The organism is Petrotoga sp. DB-2 (assembly GCF_054051725.1).
Genome location: NZ_JBSVZD010000004.1, coordinates 102,439 through 128,582, shown reverse-complemented (window position 1 = coordinate 128,582; position 26,144 = coordinate 102,439). Strand labels below are relative to the sequence as shown.

The 26,144-nt window shown below is 34.1% G+C and carries 25 protein-coding genes and 1 tRNA gene; 8 read left to right on the top strand and 18 right to left on the bottom strand.

Annotation, left to right across the window (positions count from 1 at the left end):
• Nucleotides 1–17 precede the first annotated feature (17 nt).
• From ACW9JY_RS03095 to ACW9JY_RS03085, 3 genes are all read right to left on the bottom strand, one after another.
• Complete coding sequence (locus ACW9JY_RS03095) at nt 18–1,610, bottom strand: LytS/YhcK type 5TM receptor domain-containing protein (RefSeq protein ID WP_457283349.1); 1,593 nt, start codon at nt 1,608–1,610, stop codon at nt 18–20.
• A 91-nt stretch (nt 1,611–1,701) separates the two neighbouring features.
• Entirely contained in the window at nt 1,702–3,315 is a 1,614-nt protein-coding gene (locus ACW9JY_RS03090; RefSeq protein ID WP_457283348.1) for a cobalamin-dependent protein, read from the bottom strand.
• A complete protein-coding gene (locus ACW9JY_RS03085) occupies nt 3,315–4,397 on the bottom strand; it encodes an NAD/NADP octopine/nopaline dehydrogenase family protein (protein WP_457283347.1) in 1,083 nt (360 codons plus the stop codon). Before ACW9JY_RS03085 ends, ACW9JY_RS03090 begins: the two co-directional genes overlap by 1 nt.
• Before the next feature lie 284 nt (nt 4,398–4,681).
• Here ACW9JY_RS03085 and ACW9JY_RS03080 point away from each other — a divergent pair, with 284 nt between their 5' ends.
• Nucleotides 4,682–5,422: a sulfite exporter TauE/SafE family protein gene (locus ACW9JY_RS03080; RefSeq protein ID WP_457283346.1), complete on the top strand. Its 741-nt coding sequence runs from the start codon at nt 4,682–4,684 to the stop codon at nt 5,420–5,422.
• Between the two features lie 2 nt (nt 5,423–5,424).
• On the opposite strand, the gene ACW9JY_RS03075 is transcribed toward ACW9JY_RS03080, so the two are convergent.
• A complete protein-coding gene (locus ACW9JY_RS03075) occupies nt 5,425–6,762 on the bottom strand; it encodes an alkaline phosphatase family protein (RefSeq protein ID WP_457283345.1) in 1,338 nt (445 codons plus the stop codon).
• Between the two features lie 129 nt (nt 6,763–6,891).
• Between ACW9JY_RS03075 and ACW9JY_RS03070 the strand changes: the two genes are divergently transcribed.
• Nucleotides 6,892–7,140, top strand: a complete 249-nt coding sequence (locus ACW9JY_RS03070; protein WP_233187753.1) for a CopG family transcriptional regulator — start codon at nt 6,892–6,894, stop codon at nt 7,138–7,140.
• A 25-nt stretch (nt 7,141–7,165) separates the two neighbouring features.
• Here ACW9JY_RS03070 and ACW9JY_RS03065 read toward each other — a convergent pair whose 3' ends face one another.
• From ACW9JY_RS03065 to ACW9JY_RS03055, 3 genes are all read right to left on the bottom strand, one after another.
• Complete coding sequence (locus ACW9JY_RS03065) at nt 7,166–7,936, bottom strand: fumarylacetoacetate hydrolase family protein (protein WP_457283344.1); 771 nt, start codon at nt 7,934–7,936, stop codon at nt 7,166–7,168.
• Nucleotides 7,937–8,177: 241 nt separating this feature from the next.
• Nucleotides 8,178–8,795, bottom strand: a complete 618-nt coding sequence (locus ACW9JY_RS03060) for an anaerobic ribonucleoside-triphosphate reductase activating protein (RefSeq protein WP_103077542.1) — start codon at nt 8,793–8,795, stop codon at nt 8,178–8,180.
• Nucleotides 8,792–10,684 carry a ribonucleoside triphosphate reductase gene (locus tag ACW9JY_RS03055; protein WP_457283343.1) on the bottom strand — a complete coding sequence of 631 codons (1,893 nt, stop codon included), beginning with the start codon at nt 10,682–10,684 and terminating at the stop codon, nt 8,792–8,794. Before ACW9JY_RS03055 ends, ACW9JY_RS03060 begins: the two co-directional genes overlap by 4 nt.
• Nucleotides 10,685–10,937: 253 nt before the next feature.
• On the opposite strand from ACW9JY_RS03055, the gene ACW9JY_RS03050 reads away from it, so the two are divergent.
• The 4 genes from ACW9JY_RS03050 (at nt 10,938) to murB (ending at nt 15,115) form a co-directional block, all read left to right on the top strand.
• Nucleotides 10,938–12,515, top strand: coding sequence for a bifunctional aspartate carbamoyltransferase catalytic subunit/aspartate carbamoyltransferase regulatory subunit (locus ACW9JY_RS03050; protein ID WP_457283342.1), 1,578 nt, complete (start codon nt 10,938–10,940; stop codon nt 12,513–12,515).
• A gap of 96 nt (nt 12,516–12,611) precedes the next feature.
• Entirely contained in the window at nt 12,612–13,208 is a 597-nt protein-coding gene (locus ACW9JY_RS03045; RefSeq protein ID WP_457283341.1) for an HAD family hydrolase, read from the top strand.
• A gap of 20 nt (nt 13,209–13,228) precedes the next feature.
• Nucleotides 13,229–14,176 (top strand): sulfotransferase, encoded by a 948-nt coding sequence (locus ACW9JY_RS03040; RefSeq protein ID WP_457283340.1) that lies wholly within the window; start codon nt 13,229–13,231, stop codon nt 14,174–14,176.
• Nucleotides 14,177–14,194: 18 nt separating this feature from the next.
• Entirely contained in the window at nt 14,195–15,115 is a 921-nt protein-coding gene (murB, locus tag ACW9JY_RS03035) for a UDP-N-acetylmuramate dehydrogenase (protein WP_457283339.1), read from the top strand.
• A gap of 1 nt (nt 15,116) precedes the next feature.
• Here the strand turns inward: murB and rnr are convergent, their stop codons facing one another.
• The 11 genes from rnr to ACW9JY_RS02980 form a co-directional block, all read right to left on the bottom strand.
• A complete protein-coding gene (gene rnr, locus ACW9JY_RS03030; protein ID WP_457283338.1) occupies nt 15,117–17,330 on the bottom strand; it encodes a ribonuclease R in 2,214 nt (737 codons plus the stop codon).
• 243 nt (nt 17,331–17,573) lie between these two features.
• Nucleotides 17,574–18,944, bottom strand: a complete 1,371-nt coding sequence (gene dnaB, locus ACW9JY_RS03025; RefSeq protein ID WP_103077405.1) for a replicative DNA helicase — start codon at nt 18,942–18,944, stop codon at nt 17,574–17,576.
• A gap of 15 nt (nt 18,945–18,959) precedes the next feature.
• Nucleotides 18,960–19,169 (bottom strand): hypothetical protein, encoded by a 210-nt coding sequence (locus ACW9JY_RS03020; RefSeq protein WP_103064959.1) that lies wholly within the window; start codon nt 19,167–19,169, stop codon nt 18,960–18,962.
• Nucleotides 19,169–20,233 (bottom strand): alanine/ornithine racemase family PLP-dependent enzyme, encoded by a 1,065-nt coding sequence (locus ACW9JY_RS03015; RefSeq protein ID WP_457283337.1) that lies wholly within the window; start codon nt 20,231–20,233, stop codon nt 19,169–19,171. Before ACW9JY_RS03015 ends, ACW9JY_RS03020 begins: the two co-directional genes overlap by 1 nt.
• 61 nt (nt 20,234–20,294) lie before the next feature.
• Nucleotides 20,295–20,534 (bottom strand): hypothetical protein, encoded by a 240-nt coding sequence (locus ACW9JY_RS03010; RefSeq protein ID WP_103064957.1) that lies wholly within the window; start codon nt 20,532–20,534, stop codon nt 20,295–20,297.
• Between the two features lie 15 nt (nt 20,535–20,549).
• On the bottom strand, nt 20,550–20,906 hold the full coding sequence (locus ACW9JY_RS03005) for an RnfABCDGE type electron transport complex subunit B (protein WP_457283336.1): 357 nt from the start codon (nt 20,904–20,906) through the stop codon (nt 20,550–20,552).
• Between the two features lie 61 nt (nt 20,907–20,967).
• Nucleotides 20,968–21,408 (bottom strand): GatB/YqeY domain-containing protein, encoded by a 441-nt coding sequence (locus ACW9JY_RS03000; protein ID WP_457283335.1) that lies wholly within the window; start codon nt 21,406–21,408, stop codon nt 20,968–20,970.
• On the bottom strand, nt 21,409–21,786 hold the full coding sequence (locus ACW9JY_RS02995; RefSeq protein WP_457283334.1) for a hypothetical protein: 378 nt from the start codon (nt 21,784–21,786) through the stop codon (nt 21,409–21,411).
• Nucleotides 21,783–23,792 (bottom strand): ferrous iron transport protein B, encoded by a 2,010-nt coding sequence (gene feoB / locus ACW9JY_RS02990; protein WP_457283333.1) that lies wholly within the window; start codon nt 23,790–23,792, stop codon nt 21,783–21,785. The genes ACW9JY_RS02995 and feoB overlap by 4 nt, the downstream gene beginning before the upstream one ends.
• 17 nt (nt 23,793–23,809) lie before the next feature.
• A complete protein-coding gene (locus ACW9JY_RS02985; protein WP_103077398.1) occupies nt 23,810–24,061 on the bottom strand; it encodes a hypothetical protein in 252 nt (83 codons plus the stop codon).
• Nucleotides 24,062–24,064: 3 nt separating this feature from the next.
• Nucleotides 24,065–24,523 carry a FeoA family protein gene (locus tag ACW9JY_RS02980; RefSeq protein WP_457283332.1) on the bottom strand — a complete coding sequence of 153 codons (459 nt, stop codon included), beginning with the start codon at nt 24,521–24,523 and terminating at the stop codon, nt 24,065–24,067.
• Between the two features lie 240 nt (nt 24,524–24,763).
• On the opposite strand from ACW9JY_RS02980, the gene ACW9JY_RS02975 reads away from it, so the two are divergent.
• Together ACW9JY_RS02975 and iadA are read left to right on the top strand one after the other, a co-directional pair.
• Nucleotides 24,764–24,839 (top strand) — tRNA-Pro (locus ACW9JY_RS02975).
• Nucleotides 24,840–25,006: 167 nt separating this feature from the next.
• Nucleotides 25,007–26,137, top strand: coding sequence for a beta-aspartyl-peptidase (gene iadA / locus ACW9JY_RS02970; protein WP_103077396.1), 1,131 nt, complete (start codon nt 25,007–25,009; stop codon nt 26,135–26,137).
• The last annotated feature ends 7 nt before the right edge of the window (nt 26,138–26,144 follow it).

The window sequence follows — 26,144 nt, the reverse complement described above, 5'->3', positions numbered from 1 at the left end:
TCTTACATGATACCAGATTATTTAATCATTTGTTCATATTTCATTTTTTCTACCCACACTTTTTGGAAGAGAACCACTTTTTTTATTGTTTCATCATCGATTCCCTTACCATCATCTAATACTTCAACAAAAAATTCATTATAGTCGGTCTTACCAATATTAATTGTTATTTTACCTTTCCTTTTTCCTTCCATGATCCCATGTTTTATAGAATTTTCTACCAGAGGTTGTATTATTAAGGGCGGAATATTAAAGTTTATATCTTCTTCCATAAAAATGTCTAAAGAAATCTTATCACCATATCTTGCCTTTTCAATTTCAAAATATGATTTTACATGTTGTATTTCTTCTTTTATACTGACGAAACTTCTGTCAATTTCTAAGTTGTATCTTAAAAAAGAAGAAAAGTTAAGTATTAATTTTCTTGCTTTCTCTGGGTCTGTTCTTGTGAAGAACATTATTGTATTTAAAACGTTGAAAAGAAAATGAGGATTTATTTGTGCCTGTAAGACTTTCAACTCAGCTTTTTTTGCCATTATTTTTAGTTTTTCTATTTTACTAATTTCTATTTGGGTAGATATTAATTGTGAAAGACCTTTGGCCAGAAAGATATCTCTTAAGGTTACTAAATTTTCTTGGGGGAAATAAATTTTTAATGCTCCAACAACCTCGTCTGCTTGAGTTAAAGGTACTACAATTGCAGATTTTAAGGGGCAATCATTTCGTTTGCATCCGATTTCTCTTTTATTGTATAAAATCTTTATTTCGTTATTTTCAATAGCACTTTTGGTAGCTTCGGTAGAAAAATAATCCCCGACAATATGATGATCGCTACCAAGACCAACGTGTGCCAAAATTTTTTCGTTGTCAGTAATCGATACAGCGGCAGCTTTAATTTCTTCTCTTATTATCTCACAAGCTTTTTTTAAAGAATCATAAGAATATTCTCGAAAATAAGGTAATGTTTTGTTTGCAATCTTTAATGCTAAATGTGCTTGTTCAGCTTGCATCTCATCCCTTTGTCTGTACAGATCTGATAATATCAGTAAAACTACAGCTATGCCACCTCCAACTATTATAGGCATAGGAAGAAAAATACTTTTAACGATATTTAGCGCCCTTTCAAAAGGTTTCGAATAAAGCAGTATTAAAAGCATACTTACGGATTCTGCTGTAAGACCCATAAGCATCCCGTAAAGCCATCTTTTATTTAAAGGAGAATATTTGTATATTAAACCCGCAAGTATTCCACTGAAAAAAGTTGTTATTGCGCATGGAAATGTAGTTATTCCATCTATATCTATTAAAAACCTATGAATACTAGCTATAGAACCAGATAATAATCCAACCAAAGGTCCACCAAGTACTCCACCCACGATAACTCCAACATTTCTTGTGTTTGCAATAGCTCCATCCACATTTGTCCCGAGATAAGTGCCGAGTATTCCAAATAAACCAAAGAAAATCCCTAAAAATATTTTATCCTTTGTTTCAAACTTATCTTTTATAAGCATTTTTTTGAAGCCTTTCAATCTACTTATGAAGGCTATTATTAAAATAACATAAATAACGTTGTTGAAAAGCGGCTCAAATAAATTAAAAAATTTCATTACATATCACCTATAAAAAATTTTATAGTTCTTTTGTTATCCTAATATTATAAATATTAAACATTCCATTACCGGACTTATATTATGGCTGCTATGATAATCTGTTTTTTTCTCTCAACACTTCACCGTTTTCATTCACAGCTTCGTAAGCTCCATTAATTACAGCAGATTTTATTTGCCCTTTGGCAACAGAGTTGCCTTGTAACCCAACTGCATCTAAAATCCCTTTTTTTACCGCTAAATAAAGAGTTTCAGGATCAGTTAAAGGATCCTCTTTTTGAGGGGAGAGACTTTTAATTTTTTCTATTATAACCATGGCTTCTTCTTTCAATAAATTTACCCTTTCTTTGATCTCAGGATCGCTGGCAAAATCAGGTAAGCCACGAGATGCCAAAGAGTTTGCTCTTTTTACCATCTTCACACTTTCTATTATTTCTTTTGAAGTTGCCCTTTTCATTGCTTCACAGTACGCCACCACGTGGATTATATGTGGTTGTAAGTAAGATGAATAAAACATGGAAGAAACAAGTTGACCCATTGCGTTGTTGGGGTCGGCTGGAAAAGAAAGAAGTCCAGTTCTTATCATCCTGTAAGGTGTAAAGGTTTCATCCTTTAGTGTTTCCACCAATTCTAATTTTGCTAAAGACTTAGCTATATCCATCTTTGGAGATAACTTTGGAGGAGTGTTCATCATATATTGTTGAACATACCATCTTACACCAAGTTTTTTCGCTACATAAGCAGCTAAATAAGTAGTTGCAACAGCTAAACTGTCGTGCGCATACCTTAGTTCCCATTGGTGGGCGTCGTTAATTTCTACAGGGATGTTGTTCCTGGCATTCCACTTTATTCCTTCCATATTTTCTTTTATCGCATCTAATAAGTTCCTTTCAGACCTTCTATCAAGTTCAGAATACCAAAATATGGGTATCGCTGCCCATGCGTTGTTGATAGTTCTTTTTAAAACTTGGGAAAATTCGACCATGTGGTTGGTTCCAGAGTAGCATCTTACTAAAGGATAATTGCCTCTTCGACTGGCTTCATACATGGCAACAAAGTCTTTTTCATTTCTAATGGGAGCTCCTCCTGCTCCGTCCTGGTTGGGGTCCATCTTTTCTTGCTCAAAAAAGTATTGCTGACAGTTTTGATCAGGTGCCAAAGAGATGATATCCAAGAGTTCAGATTCTGCGAGTTTTTTGATCTCCTCGATGGTTTCCTCAATTGTTTGAAGCCCAATATGGTGCCTAATTAGCGGATATGGGGATTTAAAGGCGATCCTTTCGGCTAAGGTTGAGGGAAAATTTTTCTCTTCTTTATATTTAATTTGACCTCTTAAAAACAAAACTACATCTTCTTCTTCCTCTGAACCATCAAAGATCTTTTTAAAGAAATCGTATTTTCTTGCAACCTGTGAGGTTTCAACAGTTCCTCCAAAGATAAAGTCAATGTTTTCATAATTTTTTAATTTTTTAGCCTTTTCTATAAATTCTTTTATAAGATTTTCGAAGGCATCAGCTCCCAAACGGTAACTTATTGAAACAACATCTGGGGTTTCTTCGTCTATCTTTTTAATAATTTTCTCGATTGGAACCGCTCCACCTAAGTAAATAACCTCATACCCTTCATTTCGAGCTAATTCCAAAAAGTTTAAAAGACCTGCTGTATGTACGTCACTTCCCATAGAAGCACCAAGGATCTTTTTCATCATTCTCCCTCCTCAACAAGTCTTATTATGTCTTCTATGCTCATTCCTTCTAAACCCAAATCTTTTACGGTTCTACCCTCTTTCCAAAAATTTTTTCCCATCATTATATTGGCAAGATTTATGATAGAATCAATTACAGGGGTCTTCACACCATATTCTTCTCCAAAAGATGAGATAGGTACAAGACTCATTGGAAGATCTTCAAGAATATACCTGTTATCCAACGTTGGCGGTGCATATATGCCTCTATAACCAACATTGTTTCTAATAGCTTCGTATAAAGAGTTTCCTCTTACATCGTATGCATAGTTTAGCCAATCCTTCGCGGTCATGGGATCGGCGTTAAAAAGCTCCATGACCTTACATCTTTCCTCATCTATTTTTTCCAAAACCTTTGCTACGGATGGGGAGATCCCTTCGAAGTAGAATTCAAACTTTCCTGCTGTTGTTTCAACCCTTGCTGCATTCAGTATTAATGTAGCAGGGTGAAAAACAACTCCAATATTGTTAAAACTGGTGTAAATTACATTCTTAACTATTTCAAACTCAGGTATGGCAGTACACAATACTTCTTCTAATTCAGCATTTCTGGTAGCGGGTAGTGCAGAAACAGGAACGGCATTTTTTATTCTAAACACTTTAGCTACCCCAGGATTGGACATTCTTGAGGCAAAAATGAAAGTTTGAGCTTCGGCAAGTATGACGTTTTTTTTCACATTTTCTTCTTTCAATACATTGTTGAATTCTAATGCACCACCTGTTCTACCGGGATTTAACACTATTATTTGGCCATCTTCTAAATAAGGGGCCATCCTCTTTGCTATCTCTTTATGTGCGAAGGCAGGAACAACTACCATAATTAACTTTCTTCCCTTTATTGCTTCTTCCATATTTGTTGTGGCAAAAGATATATGATATTCACCTACTACTTGACCTTCTATTCTTATTGAATGTGAGTCTATGATGGGAGATATTCTCCTTTTTGACCTATTAAAGAGAGATACATCGAACCCTTTCATGGCTAAATATCCAGCTAATGCCTGGCCTCCATTACCCGCTCCAACCACCGCTATCTTAACCATATAACCACCTCCATATTATATTTCACTGTGCGGATATGTATTATAGCAAGATAAATTGATTGTTGCAAATATTACCTTTTCATTATATATTTTACATCATTTTTAGAAAATTATTTATACCGTCTTTAAAAACTCTAAAACTTTTTTGGCGCCCTTCCTCCCAGTACCCACCCATGAGGAATTATAAGGGCTTAATTGAAAGTTAAAAGTTTACTTGACGTTACACTCTAATTGGAGTATAATACTCAATAAGGAGTATTAATAAAGGGATGGAGGGATAGAGAGTGGAAACTTTATGGTTTTTTATAATAGTAGGATTCCTTGCCCAAGTCGTAGATGGGGCTTTGGGAATGGCTTATGGTACTATTTCAAATGCTTTATTGTTAACTGTTGGCGTACCTCCTGCTATCTCAAGTGCCTCAGTTCATTTTGCTGAGATTTTCACAACATCTATATCAGGATTTTCTCATCTAAAACTTGGTAACGTTGATAATAGCCTTTTCAAAAAACTTTTGATACCTGGTGTAATCGGGGGAGTTTTGGGGGCTTATATTTTGACAAATATAGACGGAGACAAAATCAAACCGTTCATTGGTATCTATTTATTGATTATGGGGATAAGAATATTGTACAAAGTTACCACCATGCATAAACATTCAAAAGAGAAGATTACAAGAAGGAGGCATTACTCTATCTTAGGTCTTTTGGGAGGCTTTTTCGATGCCATTGGAGGTGGAGGATGGGGGCCTATCGTTACATCAACGTTAGTTTCTGATGGAAAGAATCCGAGAAAGACTATAGGTTCAGTGAATGCTGCCGAGTTTTTTGTTACTATTTCTGAAGTTGTGGCATTCTTTGCCTTGCTATCACAATTCAATTGGAGCGTTATTATTGGATTAATTATTGGGGGAAGTTTGGCAGCTCCAATCGCCGCTTTGATAACCAAGAAAATTCCTGCTAAAGTGTTGATGATTTCTCTTGGTTGTATTATTACTTTTCTAAGCATTAGAATGATCGTATTTTAATTTCAATCAGACAAATAATTATAAACTATCGAATTAAAAAAATCGGTAATTTTGTTGATTTTCAGAATTTTGTTGCTGCTTATAAAAATCCCATGGCTGGCGTGATTGGCATCATCAGGACCAATATCGTTGTTATGTGTGTAAATGCTTTCATTACCTATGGTACCTTGACATCTCCAAGATAGATCATCAAAGTAAACAATCAAATCGGGAGGAATATTATTTACCTTATTATAAATTTTTTGGGGTTCATACACGTTTGTATTCATCTCATTTCCATCTTCATTCTTAATGTCTTTCAGCTCTTGTATAAGCTTAGTTTTGAAATTATCTAATTCATTTTTTTCAATTACCCCTAAAGGTTCCCTTCCTTTTATGTTAAAAAATAGCTTGCCATGGTAGCCACCATTTCCCCACACTTTGGTTTTACCCCAATCTATCTTTTTTTCTCTTATCAATTTATTTATAGAAACGGGCTTTTTTGGATACTCCTTTAAAACCAAATAGCCTTTCTTGATGAGCCACTCGTTAATGGCTATGCCACCGTACATAGGTTTTATGCCGTGATCTGATACTATTATAACGTCGAAATCGCCGTGAATACCATTCAAAAATTCTCCTATCTTGTTGTCTAAATGAATATAATAATCTCTAATGGCAGAATTAAATCTACTTTTTATATGTTTTGGATGTTTTTTATCGTGCAAAGCCCAAAATCCGTGGTGAATTCTGTCTGTCCCCATTTCAACCATTACAAACAAATCCCAGGGTTTGTTTTTTGCTAAATAATTCGCGATTTTAAAGTGATTATTAGTCATATCGTAGATATCTTTTAACAGTCTTTCTTTATCTTCGGTTCTAAAATCATTTACATCAAAAATGAAATGTCCTGTATTAGCTGTCAATTCATTTTTTAAATATTTTGGATAAGTATAATTTGATTCAAAAGAAGGTGTTAAAAATCCAGTAATCATATGTCCTTTCAGGGGAGAAGGAGGGTAAGTCAATGGTACGCCTATCACGATGTTTTGTTTGCCTTTTTGTGTAAAAATATCCCACAATTTTTTATATTTCACGCTTTTGGAAGAAACCAACGAGAAAGAGTGATAATCATAATTTTGCCTATTTGTAAAGCCATATATTCCAAGCTCACCAGGATCTTTACCTGTAAACATGCTCATCCAGGCTGGTACAGTTATTGGAGGAATAGTCGACTCTAATTCATTGTACACTCCATTTTCCATAATTTTTTTTAAATTTGGTAAATCATCAAAAAATTCATCAAAGATTAAATTTGGTGAAGCACAATCTAATCCGATTATTACGATTTTTTTGTTCATTAAGCCACTCCTTTTAAAGAAGCTATAGACAAATAACAACATAAAGATCTTTCAAAAAGAAAGACCTTTGATTAATCAAAAACGACGTGATATAATACAATTAAAAGGATCATTTGGAGCGTGACTTTCATGTCTGATAAGGTGACATTAAAAATACCAAAACCGTTGTATGATAAACTTAAATCCATAGTAGAAAATACTGGTTATTCCAGTGTTACAGAGTTTGTTGTGTTTGTGCTTAGAGATTTGGTGTCCTCTGAAGAAATTCAGCAAACCAAAAAGAATAACAAATCCACTAACCAAATTGAAACACTGACCGAAGAGGAAATAAAGGCGATCAAAAAAAGATTGAAAAATTTGGGTTATATAGATGAGTGATATCAACTATTCACTGCATCTATAATCAGTGCATAGATGCATAGTTTCTAACATAATTTTCTAGTATCCCTATTTTCTCTATTTTAACTGCCACTTTATCTCCAACATTCATCGGTCCCACACCTGAGGGTGTGCCTGTAGCAATTACATCGCCCGGATTTAGGGTCATTATTTTTGATATGAAACTTACGAGTTTTTCCACAGAAAAGATCAATTGATTAGTATTTGAGTTTTGCTTGATTTGATCGTTGAGTAAAAGTTGGATATTTAGGTTACTTGGATCAATATCCGTTACAATTGTGGGACCAAAGGGCGCAAAAGTATCAAAGGATTTTGCTCGTGTCCACTGTCCATCTTTCTTCTGTAAGTCCCTGGCGGTAACATCGTTAAAACAAGTATACCCTAGGATATGTTTTTTTACGTGGTCTTCTTCTATGTCTTTGATTTTGTCTTTAATTATAACCGCAAGTTCTGCCTCATAATCTACTTGATTGCTCATTTTTGGGTATATAATACTCTCTTTTGGTCCAATCACAGCCGTTGACGGTTTTATGAAGAGAACCGGTTCTTGTGGGATTCTGTCCTTCATTTCTTCCGCATGATCTCGATAGTTTAAGCCAACACAAACGATTTTGCTAGGAGTACAAGGAGCCTTTAACGTAACCTCATTGAGGGTGTAGACATTATCGGTAACTGTGAATTTGTCAAAGATATCGCCGTTAATAACTTTTATAATGTTTTCTTCCAACACGCCGTAACTTATTTTTCCATCTTTTTGAAATCTGACGAGTTTCATAATTTTACCTCCGTTTTTATTTTTGATTACCGTCTTTAGAAATTCTAAAACTTTATATATAGCGCCCCTTCGCCCCGCTCCCCACCCTTGAACATTAAGGGGGTTCCCCCTTAAAAACCCCAAATTCAAGGTTAAAAACATTTAAAAAACATAGTTTGCATACTGTAGCAAACGCTCCCCACCCTTCTAAGGAAGGGCCTGCGGTTCCTAACCCAGCAGGAGAATAGCTTTTGATCGTGGGTTACCTTGTTACTTCGTTGTGTTCTTTTATATATTTTTCAAGGGTTTTAATGTCTCTGTATTCATTGTACATCCAATCTGAGTATTTTAAATCATCTGGTATAATTGATTTCATTTCTTCTAAATCGTCTTTTGTTGTCATGGGTGGGTATAGTGTGGTTCTTAAAATCAGATCCCTTTTGAAATCTTTTAGTAGATTCAAGCTTTCTTTTAGTATAACACAATTTCCACCGATAGTTTTATACTTTTGACAGCTGGTTTTTATGTCTATCGCAATCATATCTACAATATCTATAACCGTATTTAAAACTTTTGGATTGTGTCCGTTGGTATCAAGCTTTACCGAAAATCCCATATCTTTTATTTTAATGATAAAATCTCTTATATCTTTTTGTAGAGTTGGTTCTCCTCCGGTGATGACAACCCCTTCTAAAATCCCGACTCTTGATTTCAAATAAGAAAATATACTTTCTTCGTTAACCAATTGGCCTGTGAAAAAAACTAATTCAGGATTATGACAATAGGGGCATCTTAGGTTACAATAGGGACAAAATAGCACGGCAGCTATTTTGTCCGGGTAATCAATAAAGCTTACTTTTTGCATAGATGCGATTTTCATACTTTGTATTCCACTCTTTCTTTGAATTCTTGCTGTTTTCCTTTATTCCAACTTTTCACAGGCCTGTAATATCCAACAACCCTTGAATAAACTTCGGTAGGTTTGCCACAAATGGGACATTCAAAATGTTCTCCTGCAATGTAACCATGGGTTTCGCAAATGGAAAAAGTTGGCGTTATGGTCATATATGGAACAGGGTATTGACTAAAAGCTTTTTTAATAAAAGTTTTTAAAGTACTTGCTTGGGGTTTTTCCTGCAAAAAGATATGTAATACTGTACCGGATGTGTATAAAGTTTGCAAAGGTGCTTGATGTTCAAGTACTTCAAATGGGTCTTCGGTGATTCCTACTGGTAAAAATGTCGAGTTTGTGTAGTACGGTTCATTATCACCTGAAGTTATTATGTCAGGATAAAGTTGTTTATCTTTTTTAGCTAACCGATAAGATGCTCCCTCTGCAGGTGTCGCCTCGAGGTTGTATAGGTTTCCAGTTTCTTCTTGATAATCTTTCAAAACCGATCTCATATAATTCAAAACTTCTATTGCAAATTCTTTTCCCCCAGTGGTTTCAATACCTCTTCCCATGAAATTTAAAAGTGATTCATGCATTCCTATTATTCCTATGGTTGAAAAATGGTTGTTGAAATGTCCCAAATAAACTTTTGTATAAGGCATAAGATTTTTGGAAAGATTTTCTTCTACCACGTATCTTTTTATTTCTAAAGAAGTTTTCGCTAAATCCATCATCGATTTTAAGTTTTCAAAATATTCTTCTTTGGTTTTAGATATATATCCTATTCGAGGAAGATTGATTGTTACTACACCTATGGAACCTGTTTTATCTGCTGAGCCAAAAAGTCCTCCACCTCTATTTTTTAATTCCCTTAGATCAAGTTGTAACCTGCAGCACATACTTCTTACATCGCCCGGATTCAAAGAACTTGAGATAAAGTTTTGGAAGTAGGGTAACCCATATTTGGCTGTGGCTTCCATCAATAAATCAACATTTTCACCTTCCCAATTAAATTCTTTGGTAATATTGTAAGTTGGGATGGGGAAAGAAAAAATTCTGCCATTTGCATCTCCTTCAATCATAGTTTCCAAGAAGGCTTTGTTCACCATATTCATCTCTTTTTGATAATCTCCATATACTCCAATTCCCTTTCCGCCAACAATTGCAGGTTCATTTTTTAGATCATCAGGAACTGTCCAATCAAGCGTGAAGTTTATAAAAGGTGGTTGTGATCCCCATCTAGAAGGTACGTTCATTGCGAAGACCATTTGTTGAATGAACTGTTTCACCTCGTCATAACTTAATTTATCTGCCCTCACAAAGGGCGCAAGTAAAGTATCTACGGAGTTAAAAGCCTGAGCACCTGCAAATTCCATTTGCATAACACCCAAAAAATTCACCATTTGCCCAGTTAAGGCAGATAGGTGTTTGGCAGGTTTGGCATTAATTTTTCCTTCCACACCTCCAAAACCTTTCTTTATTAGATCCATGAGTGACCACCCTGCACAGTAAGCGACTAGACCATGGGATAAGTCGTGAATATGTAAAGCGCCGGATGAATGAGCCTGTGATATTTCTGAAGGGTATATTTCATTTAACACATAATTTGCCAAAGCGCTGCCTGCTAAGTGTAAGTACAAACCCGGATAGGAATAAGTAGTGTTTGAATTTTCGTTAGTTCGCCAATCTTCCTTTTTAATGTATTCATTTATCGTTTTCCTTACATCAAAACTCATTTTTTCTGTGTTTGAATAATTGTGTAAGCTGCGTTTTTTCTGTTCTTTAATTAAATTCTCTTTCCTTGAATCCCCTTCAGGACCTTTCTTTATAGTTACAGGTTTCAACAACAAACTGTCTTTGATAGAATCTAAATCCATATTTTTCAACCCCCTTATATTTATGTATCAAGTTAATTTACAAAAGACTCAATTTATTGTGCTATATTTTATATCATACCACTGTATATTGTGTTTGTCAATATTGTTTATATTACAAAAAAATGGTATAATACAAAAAGTAATTTTGCTTAAACTCATGAGAAATTTGGGTAGGTCGCGGGGCGAAGGGTTACTAAAAGAGGTTTTAGAATTTTAGAGAGAGTAGAAAAGAAATTACTTGGGAGGGATTCATATGAAAAATGATTTTTTAGGGAGAAGTTTAACGGTTATGAATGATTTAACGGTTGAAGAGCAGTTATTTCTTTACAACCAGACAAAAAGGCTAAAAACAAAATGGGCAAATAAAGAAGATCATACTGAGTTTCAAATAAAAAACCAAACAGGCATTTACATAGTATTCCTCGAACCAAGTACCAGAACCAAAGAATCCTTCGTTAATGCTTCTAAATTCCACAAAAACGCTAAAATCAACATCTTCGAATCCGAACACTCCTCATTTAATAAGAAAGAAAGTTATATAGATACCTTCAACATGTTAACTGGCTATTCAGATTATTCTATATTCATTATCAGATCAAAATTGGAAGGTACTTGTAAGTTACTAGACGAGAAGGTGTCAGAATTTGCTTCAAGGCATAACCTACCACATCCTTCTTTTATAAACGCGGGAGATGGTAAGCACGAACATCCTACTCAAGAGATTTTAGATGAATTCACATTTTTAGAACAGATGGATTTCAGCAACGAGTATATTCATATAGCTCTCATTGGTGATCTTCTTCATGGAAGGACGGTCCATTCCAAAGTTGAAGGTTTAAAAATATTTAAAAATGTGGAGGTTGATTTGATAGCGCCAGAAGAATTACAGATGCCAAAACACTATATTAGCAAAATGAAGCAAAAAGGGTACAACGTTAGAATCTTCTCTTCCATAGAAGAGTACCTAAAACAAGGTAAAAAAGCAAATATTTGGTATTTCACAAGGCTTCAATTAGAACGAATGGGGGAAGATATTCTAGAAAAAGAACATATTTTGAGAAAAAGTGTGACTTTTACAAAAGAATTTCTCCCCCTTATTTCCGAAAACGTAAAATTTTATCACCCTCTCCCTCGTCACAAAACTTACCCCACTATTCCAACCTTCTTGGACCCCTTACCGCTTAATGGATGGGAAAAACAGGCAATAAACGGATATTGGACAAGGATAATCTTACTTTCTATGTTAGGCGGAGCTTTAACCGCCCCCTTTGATACCTCAAGAAAACATCTTGAAATTAATGAAGATGATTTCATTATCCCTGCTCCGATAAAAGATGGTAAAAAAGGATTGTTGAGCGAAGGGAAAAGAGGGATCAAGCCGATTGAAAATGGAACTGTAATAGATCACATAGCCAAAGGACAAAGTCCAGAAAAGATATACGAGACAATCATGAAAATAAGGAAGATTTTGAAGTTTTATAATATTGATAGTGCAGACGGAATATTTAGATCAGCAGACGGTAGATTAAAGGGCTACATTAGTTTGCCTGACGTTCATCTATCAAAGAAAGATATAAAAAAGCTTTCAGCTATATCTCCAAATACAACTGTAAATATTATTGAAGGTGGAAGAGTCAAAGAAAAATATAGGATTTCTTTACCGCCTATTATATACGGTTTCGAAGAGTTAAGGTGTAAAAACGAAAACTGTATAACCAACCCTCAAAACAACGAAAACGTACAGGTTTCTTTCATTAGAAATGAAGAGAATCAGTTAATATGTGAATATTGTGAAACCCCTCATACCTTTGAAGAAATATGGGGTCTTTAACAGTAAAAAATCTTACTTTATCTTTGTTTTTACTCTTTTAATATTTTTGTGATAAAATTTAGTGATAGTGTAAAAAGTAAAGTGGGAGGAATTTTTTTGAGAAATATCGTTTTTGATTTGGGAAATGTCCTTTTTAAATTCGATCCGGATGAGATTTTAGATGGTCTATTCAAAGATCCGATTATAAAAAGGAAGTTAAAAGAGGCTGTTTTTAAAACAAGTATATGGAAAGAATTGGATAGGGGGACCTTGTCTTTTGAGGAAGCCAAAAAGATTTTCATCGAGAAAAATCCTGATTTAAAAGAAGAAATAGATATATTGCTCCAAGAATGGAAGAATTATCTTCATCCCATAACCGAAAACATAGAAATTCTACCTGAGTTGAAAGAAAACAACAAACTTTTCATATTGTCTAATTTTCATGAAGAAGCCTTCAATTATATAAGAAGAAACTACTCGTTTTTTGATATCTTTGATGGAATGATTATTTCCTACAAGGAGAAACTATTGAAACCCGAAAAGGAAATTTATCAACTTTTGCTTAATAGGTATAATTTGAACCCAGAAGAAACCTTTTTTGTGGATGATATTATTGAGAATATAACGGCTGCCGAAGAAGTAGGGATTAAAGGTATATTATATACCGATCCTGAATCCTTAAGAGAAATGTTAAAAAGAATAGATGCCCTATAATTGTGAAAGGAGGCAATGAAGTGGATAATGTTTTTGATAAACATTGTGTATTTATCACTTCAACCGGAAGAACAGGTACGAGATTCCTTGCAAAAAGTTTATCAAAAATGGTTGAAGATTGTTATGCGGTCCATGAACCTGCGAATGTGTTTATTAAAGATCTAAAAAAATGGAGAGATGATATAAAAAGGTTCGGTTTTTATCAAATGACCGTAGGGCAGTTTTTGCCTTCCAAATCCATGTGTAAGTTGAGTACTTACAGGAGAAGAGGGAAAATAACCGATGAAAAAGCAAAAGAGTATATAAAGGGTTTGAGAAAACAAATTTTGGAGGAAACAAAGGAAAGTTTGTACGTCGAATCAAGTAACCATCTTCATGGGGTTATAGATCTATTGGGAGATGTCTTTCCTAATAGTAAAGTCGTGTTTATTATAAGGGATCCAAGAACATGGATCCGTTCAGCTATAAGTTCCCCTGTTTATTTATTGTATAGTAAAGTTGATTTTTCATTTTTAGGAATGAGTATGAGAGCTTTCCATTTCAAAGACGATCCCTACTCGATGAAATGGAATAGCATGAGTAAATTTGAAAAGTTTGCCTGGTATTATAATAAACTGAATACTTTGGTATTAGAATCTATGAAAAATAAAAAGAATTTCAAATTATATCGATACGAAGACTTATTCCTCGGTGAGAAAAAAGAAGAGAATTTTATTGATCTATTAGAATTTTCCACGAAGTTTGAAGATGGATTCAGTAGAAAATATACTTTTGAGCCTTCTTTCCTAAAGAAGAAAATAAACTCAGCGTCGGATGAATATAAGATACCACATTGGAAAAATTGGGATAAAAAGAAAGCGCAGATACTTCAAAAACATTGTGGAGATTTGATGGATATGTTCGGTTATGGAAAAGAACCTGAGTGGTTAGAAAAGTTGAATTCGGATTATAAAGAAGAGTACGCATAATTAATATAGGAGTATTCAATGATTTCAGAAGATCTTAAACTTAGTTTGTACACAGATGGATGCGATATTAGACAAAATGAATTTCTCAAATATTATACGAGTTTTAGAATAGGAGGGTCTGTTCCATATATCTTATTCCCTAGAACTTTAAATGCTTTTGTGAATGCTTTATCGCAATTAGTTAAAAGGAACATTCCTTTCAGAATTATAGGTCAAGGAACCAACCTCATCGTAAGTGATGAGCCTTTAAAATTTGTGGTACTTTCCACGAAATACTTAAATAAAATGAATTTTGAAGAAAAAAATAATATGGATTTGATTGTAGAAGCACAGAGCGGGATGTCTTTATCTGCTCTTTCTTTTTTGCTATCAGAAGATGGATACTCTGGACTTGAGTTTGCATGTGGCATTCCAGGAAGTGTAGGCGGTGGAGTTTACATGAATGCAGGAGCCTACGATGGTGAGATGAAGGATGTCGTTGTGGAAACAACGGTACTCGATTTAAAGGATGGAAAAATCAAGACTTTAAATAAATGTGATTTAGAGTTTGGTTATAGAACCAGTATTCTCCAGAAAGGTTCTTTCGTCCTTCTATCCACTAAATTTTTACTAAAAAAAGATGACCTTAAAAGGATCAAAAGTAAATTGATAGATTTTTCAATCCGCAGATGGGAAAAACAACCAATCGATTTACCATCTGCGGGGAGTATATTCAAACGACCGAAACCAGATTTTTTTGTGGGTACTACGATAGAAAATTTAGGATTGAAAGGCTTTTCCATAGGCGAAGCTCAAATATCAACAAAACATGCAGGTTTTATAATCAACAAAGGTAACGCTACTTTCAATGATGTGATTTCATTAATTGAGTATGTAAAACGTATTGTAAAAGACGAATACAAGGTGGATCTAGAGGTTGAACCAGAGATTTGGGAATGAATTATGATTTTTTCTTTTTTTTCTTATTTTTTTTGTTAACTTTTATTTTGGCATGAGGATGTTCCTTTTTCAATTTTTCAAAATCATCTTCCGTATATGGAACAAAATCTACTTCCGTTCCAATTTTATCTGCTCTTACCACCTTGGCTTGTAACTTATCTCCGATCCTATAAATATTGCCGGTTCTTTCACCTTTCAACGTATTGTCACGTTCATCGTAGATATAATAATCATCGCTCAGCTCTGATATATGTATCAATCCACTTATCATCTTTTGGGGTATTTCTACGAATAAACCAAACCTTGTGACGCCTGTTATGTACACCCAAAAGACTTCTCCTATATGCCTTGAAATGTATTCAACTTTTTTCATATCTATTAGATCCCACTCAGCTTGATCTGCGACCCTTTCCATTTCAGAAGAATTTTTAGCTATTTCAGGAAGCATTTCAGAATACTTCTTTATTTCTTTTTTTGAAAGGGTTCCTTTATGTTTGATGAACTCTTTCAGCAATCTATGAACCACTAAGTCAGGGTATCTTCTTATTGGTGATGTGAAATGTGTATAGGATGATGAAGCAAGACCAAAATGTCCCACGTTTTCTTCAGAGTACAATGCCCTCTTCATAGACCTAACAAGCATCATCTGAATATTTTTACTTAAAGGATGATTCTTTGTTTTTTCCAATATTTCCTGTAGGACCTTCGGATGAATATTTTGAGGAAACTTTACATTTATTCCCAACATATCCAGATAATTTCGCAATTGAAGTAATACATCAGGATCCGGATTTTCGTGGATTCTATATATAAAAGGTAAGCCTTGAACATCAAAGTATGAAGCAACTGTTTCGTTGGCCAAAACCATGAACTCTTCGATCATTTCTTCCGATATGCCTCTTTCCACAGGGATGATATCCTTTACATAGCCTTTTTCATCGAATTCAAAGTATACTTCATTGCTTTCAATGTCAATTATCGAGCCTCTTTCTTTTCTTTTTGCACCAAGTATTTCCATCAGTTCTTTCATCATCTCAAGATCTGGCTTTAAAAAGCCTATTTCTTTTTTTACTTCTTCACTACAATTGTCAGATAGGAGTTCATTAACTTTTCTATAGGTCAATCTTTTGGTACTTCTTATCACTCCATTGTATATTTTTGAGTTTACCAAGTTTCCATAAGGGTCAATTTCCATTAGTAGGGACATTGTCAATCTATCTTCACCTTCAACCAAAGAACATATCCAGTTGGATAACTCAAATGGAAGCATTGGGATAACGGTGTCGATTAAGTAAACGCTTGTACCACGTTTGTATGCCTCTCTATCAAGAGCACTGTTATTTTTTACATAATGAGATACATCTGCTATATGTACCCCGAGTAAATAATTGCCGTTATCTAACTTTTTTATACCAACGGCATCATCAAAATCTTTTGCCGTATCACCATCGATAGTAAATATAGTTTCTTTTCTAAAATCTTTTCTGTCTTTAATTTCATTTTCAGAAAGTTTATTTGGAAGTTCTTTAGCCTCTTGTACCACTTTTGGAGGGAAGTAACCTGGCTCAGGTAAATCATGCTTGAAGATCACTATAGGCAAATCTATGGAAGGGTCATCTTTGTCACCAAGGACATTGACTATCTCCACCTCTGGTTTTTTCGTGGGAGATTGATATTTTGTTATCAATGCTTTCACTATTTGACCATTTTTAGCTTTTCCTATACTTTCTGGGGCTACGTAAAAATCGGTATTTATTTTTCCATCAATAGGTATAACGAATCCAAAGATCCCTTTTCTTACGAACTCACCTACCACATATTTTAATCCTCTTTTTAATATTCTAACTACCCTGCCTTCTTTTAAATCACGCCATTTACCTATTATTTCAACCAAAACTAAATCTTTATGCAAACTGATTCCAGAATTTTCAACCTTCACAGCAATTTCGCTTCCATCTGGGCATTGTACAAAAGCTATATTTCCACTCTTCGTGAATTCGATGGTTCCAACAGCCATGTTTTCATCTAATTTTCTGTATCTGTTTTGTGAATCTTTAATTATTTTTCCTTCATTTAGGAGTTTTTTTAGTATTCTTCTGATTTTAGCCTTTTCCGATTTTTGAAATGCATTTAGATTTTCGTAGAGTTCTTTTTGTATCATAGGCTTTTTATCTATTATTTCCAATATTAGATTTTCTAAGTTGTCTTCATTCATATTTTACCTCCATTCAATATATTATTCCATTTTTTTAAAAAGCTAAAAACTTGTTTCAGCGCCCCTTCGCCCCGCTCCCCACCCTTCTAAGGAAAGGACCTGCGGTCCCTTAAACCCAAACATTAAGGAGATTCCCCTTAAAAACCCCAAATCAAGGTCAAAATCATTTAAAAAATTGTTTGCACACTGACGCAAACTGGGCTCTGCCCTGTAACCCTTTAAATTAAAATCTTATTTTTACAGTTACTGATATCCTCTATCAGAGGTGTAAAAAGTTGCAAGTTTAGGATTGAAAGTTAGTTTTATGGTTCCAACCGGTCCGTTTCTTTGCTTACCTACAATAAGTTCTGCTTCATGTTCATCATTTAAAGAATCTTTACCGGGCTCATCTTTTTTTCTTTTGTAATATGAATCTCTATACAAAAACATAACGACATCAGCATCCTGTTCAATTGCTCCTGATTCTCTGAGATCACTTAAACGAGGTCTTTTATCTTCTCTTTGCTCAACTGCACGGGAAAGTTGAGACAAAGCAACTACGGTGATATTTAACTCTCTAGCGAGCAATTTCAGGGACCTTGATATATCTGTTATTTCTTGTTGCCTGCTCTCATAACCTTTAGATCTAGAAGTCATCAATTGTAAGTAATCGATAAAAATTACTTCTATACCATATTCTCTTTTCATTCTCCTTGCTTTTGCCCTCAGCATTCTGGGAGTTAGATCTGGTTCGTCGTCAAAGATAAGTCTTGATTTCGATAATTCTCCTGCTTTTTGTACTAATTTTTCCCACTCTTCATCAGAAATTTGTCCAGTTCTAACCTTGTGTAAATCGACTTTTGCCTCAGAACATAAAATTCTGTTAGCTAACTGTTCTTTCGACATTTCCAAACTAAAGATTGCCACGGCAACATTTGCCTGTAAAGCCATGTTAGTTGCAATATTTGCGGCAAAAGACGTTTTACCCATGGATGGTCTAGCGGCGATGATAATTAACTCAGATCTATGAAATCCTGAAGTCATCCTGTCTAAAGCTTTGAATCCAGTAGAAACACCCGTAACGAGATCTCCCTCGCCTTTTTGAGCTCTGTTCTTCAATTCTTCTATCTGTTCAAAAACATCATGCATTACATTGGATAAAAGATCGTATGTTCTGGTTGCACGGGCTTCGGCTATGGAAAATATTCTCTTTTCTGCATATTCTAAAACTTCTTGAGCATCTCCAATATTTCTTACGGCATCAACTATCTCCGAAGATGCGTTTATTAAAGCTCTTAAAAGGGCTTTCTCTTTTACAATTTGGGTGTAATACATCACATTAGCCGTTGTTGGGACAACCTGAGCTAAATAAATTATTGTATCTTCTCCACCGATTTTCTGTAAAAGATTGGATTCTCTTAGTTTTTCAATCACCGATACAGTATCAACAGGTTCCCCTTTGTCAAAAAGTTCTTCCATAACTTTAAATATTATCTTATTGTTTTCGTAGTAGAAGTCTTCCCATCTTACCTCTTCGATCACGTCAGGAAGTATGGAAGGGTCTAAAAAGATGCTACCTATGACCGACTCTTCAGCTTCTTTACTATTAGGAGGGGTAAAAGAAGTAAGTTCCATTTGTATCCACCTCGATCAAACTAATAAGCTCAAAAAATAAGATAAAACAAAAATTCCAACACTTATTAAAAGGCCTACCAGTCCTTTTTTGTCCATTTTTTTTACGTCTTCATCAGAACTTTTACTACCGTTTCTTATCATTTTAGCAGATCTCCATAAAAATACGGTTGAAATTATAAAAAGGATCATTGCTATTACAAAAAGAGTGTTTACAAAAGCAAACATTAAAGTATCACCTTTTCAACATAAGGACTTGTAAAGGCCCTCAAAACAGAGGAGTAACCTAACCTAAATCTTATCTTATCTCCTACTTTATACCTCACTTTAGATTCAGTTAAGTCTACGATTGTATGATCACTACTTGCATGGAGTATTTCAATATCGTCATCCAACGGATACATACTTGTAGGATTAATATCTTGTTCTCCCACAGCTAAAATGCCTTTTATTCTATTACCTTTGTCTTCAAATTTTGGTTTACGACCAAATGCATCATAACCAATGTTGCCGTAGGGGACGGAAGGTTTTTCTTTTAATTCCACAATTTCTGCTTCCAAGATTATCGTATCCTGCCTTGTCCCTGGAACGTTGCGGTTGTTAGTTGCGTCCATTCCACAGATGATCGATTCGCCTAGTCTATATTGGTTTATACCCTTTGGTAAACTTCCTTTTTCAATTAAAGGTAAGGCAGCGGTATTTCCCCCGGAGATTATATCTAGAGTTCTTCCAGTTTCTCTTTGGATTTCTTTCTTTATTTTTACGAGCCTTTGCATATTAGTTTCATCAGGGATTACTCCACCAAAACATCCTAAGTTTGTGCCTATTCCAACAATCTCTATTCCTTCTATAGCAATGGCATTTGAAACCTCAGAAACAGCTTTTTCAAACCAAACTCCTTCTCTCAGATCACCCACGTCAACCATATAGATGACTTTAGATCTCTTATTGAACTTAGAAGAAACACTCCCCAATTTCTTACTTATCTCTAAATCACTTATTAAAGTATAATCAACATAATTTGCCACATCATCAAGTTCAGAGATCATGGGTATGCGAAGTAACATAAAAGGTCCTTTTATACCAGAATTCCTCATTTTCTTTATGTTTTGAATCCTTGAATCACCCAGTATTTCAATTCCACATTCTTTAAGTGCATGAGCTATTGTAGGTTCACCACAAACTACTTTAGTGACAGCTATTATTTCTACACCCGAATCAGTACACAATGATTTTAAAAATCTTGCATTTTCTTGAATCCTTTCTAAGTAAGCGTAAACCTTTGGATACAAGGAAAATCCTCCTTTATTTAAAATTGCGGGCAATCTTGGCCCGCAATTATGAAAATTTTACTTACGTTAAAACATCTAGATTTTGACCCTGATACAATTCACCAACGGTTCTAACTAATTTCATCGAAATTCCAGTTTGTTTGTAAATTACAAAAGATAAAAGTTTTTCCATCTCTTCCTTGGACATTGTAGGACTCTGGTTAATGTTTTGACTACTCGTGTGTGGAAGTTGATCACTTCCATAATCAAAACTACTTAGATAAAGTGGCTTGTATTGTTGAGAGGATATAGGATCGATCAATTTGATCCCCCCTTTTTAATTTTGTTTTAGTAGTTTTAAAATTTTAGAATCGTCTTCCCCGCTTTCTTCATATATTTTGTTCAATTCGTCAACAGACATCTTAGATATTTTCTCCAAAAGTTCTGGGACACCTTGAGATTTGCCAGGAACACAACCGTCTTTTCCAACCTCACCTTTGACAAATGCCTTTGCGAAGGCTGCACATCCAGGATAACCACAAGATCCACAGTCATTACCTGGCAATACGGCTTTAACAATAGCTTCTCTTGGATCTTCCTTTACTTCAAATTTTTTTGCCGCAAATGCTAAAAAAGTACCGGAAGCAAACCCTAAAATCCCTAATAATAAAACCGAATAAACTATTGTGAGCACTGCAAAAAACACCTCCAAAGAAATTCTTTCTAGTATTATTATATCACATATTAGTTATATGTTAATTTAAAAGTGTCGACAGTATTTCACTTATTTTCTTTCCATCGGCCCTTCCTTGAACCTTTTGAATTACTAATTTCATAACTTTGCCAAAATCTTTTTTTGATGTTGCATTAACTTCGTTTATAGTTTCTTCTATTATTTTTTTCAATTCTTCGTCAGAAAGCTGCTCAGGAAGGTACTCTTGCAAGATCTCAACTTCTTTTCTTTCTTTTTCAGCAAGATCTTTCCTATCTGCTTTTTCGAATTGTTCAATGGAATCTTCTCTCATTTTTATCTGTTTTTTTATCAACTGGACTATTTCTTCCTCTGTTAATTCAGAACCTTTTTCAACCTCTTTATTCTTAATCTCTGATATTATCGATCTAACCGCATTTAAAGCAAGGGTATTTTTTTCTTTCATATATTTTTTTAAATCATTATTTAATATATCTTTTAACATTTATTGTTCCTCCTTATTCAATGCTTCATTTCTCTTTTTTCTTAGATACCTCAATTCTAAAAAGAATATGATTATGCTTAGTATACCAAAGATTATAACATAAATATTTAAATTTATTTCAGAAAATTCACCCGCAAGCATAGTGAACAAAATATCCAAGATTTCATAAGCTAAAAGAAATAGACCGATAAAAGAAGAAACTATTATATGGGCAGATTTATGATACCATATTCTATTATCATTAGAAAAACCGTAGATCGAAATTAAAAATATAACAAAAAAAGAAAAGACGTAGAAAAAGTTTTTCTGTATATTTAGCAACATGAAAATAATCGATAATATTGCTATCAAAGAAAGTGTCAAGTTTTTGTGCTTCATAGAAAAATACCTCCCACAAAAAACACCAAATTAGCTATAAGATAAGCAACGACAGTGGTGTAAATAAAACTAAAAACAGCCCATCTCCACCCATTTGTCTCCGCTTTAATCGTGGCTAACGTTGCAAAACAAGGAATATAAGCCATAACGAAGAATATGAGTGCTAAAGCAGATGCTGGGGTTAATGCATTTTGTAAGGCATAGGTTAAAGAGCCTTCTCCAACATTAAAAATTGTGGCATAGGAAGACACAACTATTTCTTTTGCAGCGACACCAAAAATCAAGCCGGTGTTTATTCTCCAATCCCATCCCAAGTGATTGGTTAAAGGTTCAAACACTCTCCCTATAGAAGCGGCAAAACTACTGTTTATATCTGTTCCGAAATTAGGGAAGAAAGACAAAAACCAAATTAGTACGGTGGCTATTAAAATTATGCCTCCAGCTTTTTGTAAAAAGTGCTTTCCTCTGTTCCATGTATAAATGGATAAATTTTTTAAAGTAGGCATCCTAAACCTCGGCAGTTCTATGATGAAGGGGATATCTTCTGATTGGGTAATGAATCTTTGTAAAAATTTTGAGGATATTAAGACTAACGCTATACTCGATAAATAGACTAGCAGCATTATAGTGGCTGCATGTGTTGAAAAGAATGCACTTATTAAAAGAATGTAAACGGGTAACCTTGCACTACACGATGCAAAGGGAAGGCTAAGAATTAAAGCTAATCTTTCTTTTTTATTGGCAATCGTTTTAGTAGAGATAATGGCTGGAACGTTACAACCAAAACCTAAAATAATAGACATAAAAGATCTACCACTTAATCCAAAATTCCTGGCAATTCTGTCGACTAAAAAGGCCGCCCTTGGTAAATATCCCGATTCTTCCAAGAATCCTAAGAAGAAAAATAAGATAAAAATCTGTGGAATAAAAACTAAAACACCACCAACGCCAGCTATAACCCCATCAACTAGTAGTGATTCCAACCAAGGAATAGTTACAAATTCGCTGATAGAATTACCCAAAAAAGTAAAAGTCGAATCCAGCAAATCCGATAACGGTTGAGCGAGGCTGAATGTTAGAGAAAACACTGCAAACAAAGCAAAAACATATATCAATATTCCCAAAATCTTATGTGTAAAAACGTGGTCTAAAATATCTCTCAAAGACCAGTCTATACCCTCTTTTATTATCGAAGAACTAACTAGATAAGAAATGAAATTAAACTTCCAATTTAAATATTTGTTTTTAAGTTCTTCTATATCAAAATTTTCTTTTAACTCAGTCAAAAAATCTTGGGGAAGTTCTAAATCTTCACTTCCAAACTCTAAAAAATATATTGGTAACCAACTACTATCTATATAATTTTGATATTTTGAACTTATTTTAGGAAACTTTGAAACTTTGTCTTGAAAAAAATTGATAAAATTCTCTATTTCTTCTGGATACATTATTTTCTTTTTTGTAAGATTTTTTTCTTTTGAAAGCTTATATGCTTCTTCTAAAAGTTCTTCCTTACCTTCACCTGTCTTGGCGGAAGTCAATATGACAGGGATGTTTAAAGTTTTGGAAATCGGGGATGGATCGATGATTCGTCCTTTTTCCCGAGCTTCATCTACGGAGTTTATAACCAAAATAGTCTTCACGCCTATTTCTATAAGTTGAAACAATAAAAACATAGAACTTTCCAAGTTCAAAGCATCTGCTACGACAATTACTATCTCTGAAGTATTACTTATTAAGTAATCCTTAGCAACTCTCTCGTCTTCACTTTTAGCTGAAAGGGTGTAAACACCTGGAAGATCAACTAATTTAAAGGTTTTACCTTTATACTTAAAACTTCCTATTTTCTTCTCTACTGTAACCCCTGGCCAATTGGCAACATATTGCTTTGTGCCCGTTAAAAGGTTGAATAGAGAAGTCTTTCCGACGTTAGGATTTCCAATTATTGAAATCTCAGCTTCCTTGTCAACGGTTTCAACGTTATCTTTGAGGGTATCCTTGCTCATTCAAGCTCCTCCCTGTATTAAATTTGTTTTGTAGAGTTATTAGTATAATAACAGTTATTTAACAGGCCTTTTCCACATTTATCTGACAATGGACAACTTTTACATACAGGTTCTATTTTATTTATTTTTTTAATTTCAACATCCATTATTCTTAAAAAAGGAATCAAAATATTAGTTTCACTTTGATTTAAGTGAAATTTCTCTTTTAATTCCAAAATATCTACTTCTTTATTATTTCTTACGTATTCTTCTATAAGCGATATATTCATTAATTATTCCACCTTTTTACAAAATATCTTGGAAGCTCTTCCCCTGCCCAATTCGTATTTTTTCCCATCAACATCTATAATTATCCTATTCCCAAGCTTATTAACTAAATTAATATTAACTCCTTTATACAACCCCATACTTCTCATTTCTTCTACAAAATTCCTTCCGCCTTTAATATCGATAATTTCATATTTTCCAATTTCACTTTCCAAAAGGTTGAATACTTTGTAAGGAACATCTACAATGATCCTAGAAGCTTCGCTCCTTCTTAAAACTACTTTTTTTTCTCCAATTTTAAATACTAAAGGATCCCCAAAAGGAGAAACATGGGCTAATTCTATAAATTTACCTGGAGTAATTCCCATTGCGATAAGACGATTTTTAGTACTTTCTTCTTCAATGTTTAAACTCACTATCTTTCCCTTTTGTCCAATAAACAGGTTGTGTAAAGGAATTAGCAAATTATAATCACCTCTTTCAATTATTTCATATCAATTATAACATTTTTTAAAAGAGTTAGCTGTGCCTAAAATTAACAATAAAATGAATTATTATAACGCAATAGTTAAATTATATACGGATATATGGTTTGTAGCAACTTCACTTATATTATTTAGACAATTTATTATTTCTCAATTTTTTTATTAGTCTTCACTTCGATTCAAAAATATGATAAAATCAATTATGGAATAATAAGAATTCGGGGCGTAGCGCAGTTGGTAGCGCGTTGGTTTCGGGAACCAAAGGTCGCTGGTTCAAGTCCAGTCGTCCCGACCATTACCAAACTTTTCTTTCTTTGAAAGCTCAAAAATCTTTTTTCGGATTTTTGAGCTTTTTGTTTTTTATTTAAAAATTATTGGTAGAATGCGTTAACTTGACTTTATAATATTTCTATGGCATGATTGAAATAAAAATTATAATCATAGAAAAGGAGAAGAAGAATTTTGCTTACCCTCATAAAGAATGCAACGGTTTACTCACCGAAAGCTTTAGGGAAAAAAGATATATTAATTGGTGGAGAAAAAATCTTAGAACTAGTCGATTCGATAGAATTAAATTCTAATCTTAAAGTTGAAATTATCGATGCTGAGGATTATATAGTAGTTCCAGGTTTTATAGACTCTCACGTTCATATAACAGGAGGAGGTGGAGAAGGGGGATACAGCACAAGAACCCCAGAGATATTTGTTTCTAAGATAGTAAATTCTGGAATTACTACCGTAGTAGGTGTTTTGGGAACCGACAACGCAACTCGAAGTATGCAAAACTTAATCGCAAAAGCAAAAGCATTAAAACAAGAAGGAATAAGCTGCTACACGTATACGGGTTCTTATCATTTTCCTATAAAAACTTTTACCGGCAGAATTATAGACGATTTGGTTTTCATTGAAGAAATAATAGGTGTTGGAGAAGTCGCTATTTCAGACCATAGAGGTTCCCAACCAACCTTAGAAGAACTGATAAGATTGACTTCAGAAGCTCGAGTGGGCGGAATTTTATCAAAAAAGGCAGGCATTGTAAATATTCACGTTGGCAGAGGAGAAAAATTTATTCAAATATTGATAGATGTTGTTGAAAATTCAGAATTACCTATTACACAGTTCCTTCCAACTCACATGAACAAGGGAGAAAAAGCTCTTAAAACATGTAAAAATTTTATAGAAATGGGTGGAAGAATAGATTTCACAACTAGTTCGTCAAAAAAGAAAGACAAAGAAGATCCATCAAAACCATCTAAAGCTTTGAAACTTTTGTTGGAAGATGGGGTAAGTATTGACAATATATCATTCTCATCCGATGGACAGGGGAGTTTACCACAGTTCGATGACAAAGGAAATTATTTAGGTTTAACAGTAGCAGATGTAGGTACACTCTTTGAAGAGGTTAAGGATTGTGTATTACAACAAGATATCCCTTTAGAAGAAGCTTTAAAGGTTATCACTATCAATCCTGCAAATTTTCTTAAATTAGAAAACAAAGGCCAAATAAAAGAAAACTTTGATGCCGATATAGTGTTCTTAGATAAAAGTAATCTGGAAATAAAAAAGGTTATGGCAAGGGGTCGAACTATTTAAAAATCCA

Bases quoted from the DNA above. Each gene is read 5' to 3' on its own strand.
- ACW9JY_RS02985 (WP_103077398.1), bottom strand. From the start codon at position 24,061: ATGAATATATCGCTTATAGAAGAATACGTAAGAAATAATAAAGAAGTA.
- ACW9JY_RS03095 (WP_457283349.1), bottom strand. From the start codon at position 1,610: ATGAAATTTTTTAATTTATTTGAGCCGCTTTTCAACAACGTTATTTAT.
- murB (WP_457283339.1), top strand. From the start codon at position 14,195: ATGATTTCAGAAGATCTTAAACTTAGTTTGTACACAGATGGATGCGAT.
- feoB (WP_457283333.1), bottom strand. From the start codon at position 23,792: ATGAGCAAGGATACCCTCAAAGATAACGTTGAAACCGTTGACAAGGAA.
- ACW9JY_RS03090 (WP_457283348.1), bottom strand. From the start codon at position 3,315: ATGAAAAAGATCCTTGGTGCTTCTATGGGAAGTGACGTACATACAGCA.
- ACW9JY_RS03055 (WP_457283343.1), bottom strand. From the start codon at position 10,684: ATGGATTTAGATTCTATCAAAGACAGTTTGTTGTTGAAACCTGTAACT.
- ACW9JY_RS03020 (WP_103064959.1), bottom strand. From the start codon at position 19,169: ATGTTTGCTTTTGTAAACACTCTTTTTGTAATAGCAATGATCCTTTTT.
- ACW9JY_RS03085 (WP_457283347.1), bottom strand. From the start codon at position 4,397: ATGGTTAAGATAGCGGTGGTTGGAGCGGGTAATGGAGGCCAGGCATTA.
- ACW9JY_RS03070 (WP_233187753.1), top strand. From the start codon at position 6,892: ATGTCTGATAAGGTGACATTAAAAATACCAAAACCGTTGTATGATAAA.
- ACW9JY_RS03000 (WP_457283335.1), bottom strand. From the start codon at position 21,408: ATGTTAAAAGATATATTAAATAATGATTTAAAAAAATATATGAAAGAA.
- ACW9JY_RS03050 (WP_457283342.1), top strand. From the start codon at position 10,938: ATGAAAAATGATTTTTTAGGGAGAAGTTTAACGGTTATGAATGATTTA.
- ACW9JY_RS02995 (WP_457283334.1), bottom strand. From the start codon at position 21,786: ATGAAGCACAAAAACTTGACACTTTCTTTGATAGCAATATTATCGATT.
- rnr (WP_457283338.1), bottom strand. From the start codon at position 17,330: ATGAATGAAGACAACTTAGAAAATCTAATATTGGAAATAATAGATAAA.
- ACW9JY_RS03075 (WP_457283345.1), bottom strand. From the start codon at position 6,762: ATGAACAAAAAAATCGTAATAATCGGATTAGATTGTGCTTCACCAAAT.
- dnaB (WP_103077405.1), bottom strand. From the start codon at position 18,944: ATGGAACTTACTTCTTTTACCCCTCCTAATAGTAAAGAAGCTGAAGAG.
- ACW9JY_RS03060 (WP_103077542.1), bottom strand. From the start codon at position 8,795: ATGAAAATCGCATCTATGCAAAAAGTAAGCTTTATTGATTACCCGGAC.
- ACW9JY_RS03065 (WP_457283344.1), bottom strand. From the start codon at position 7,936: ATGAAACTCGTCAGATTTCAAAAAGATGGAAAAATAAGTTACGGCGTG.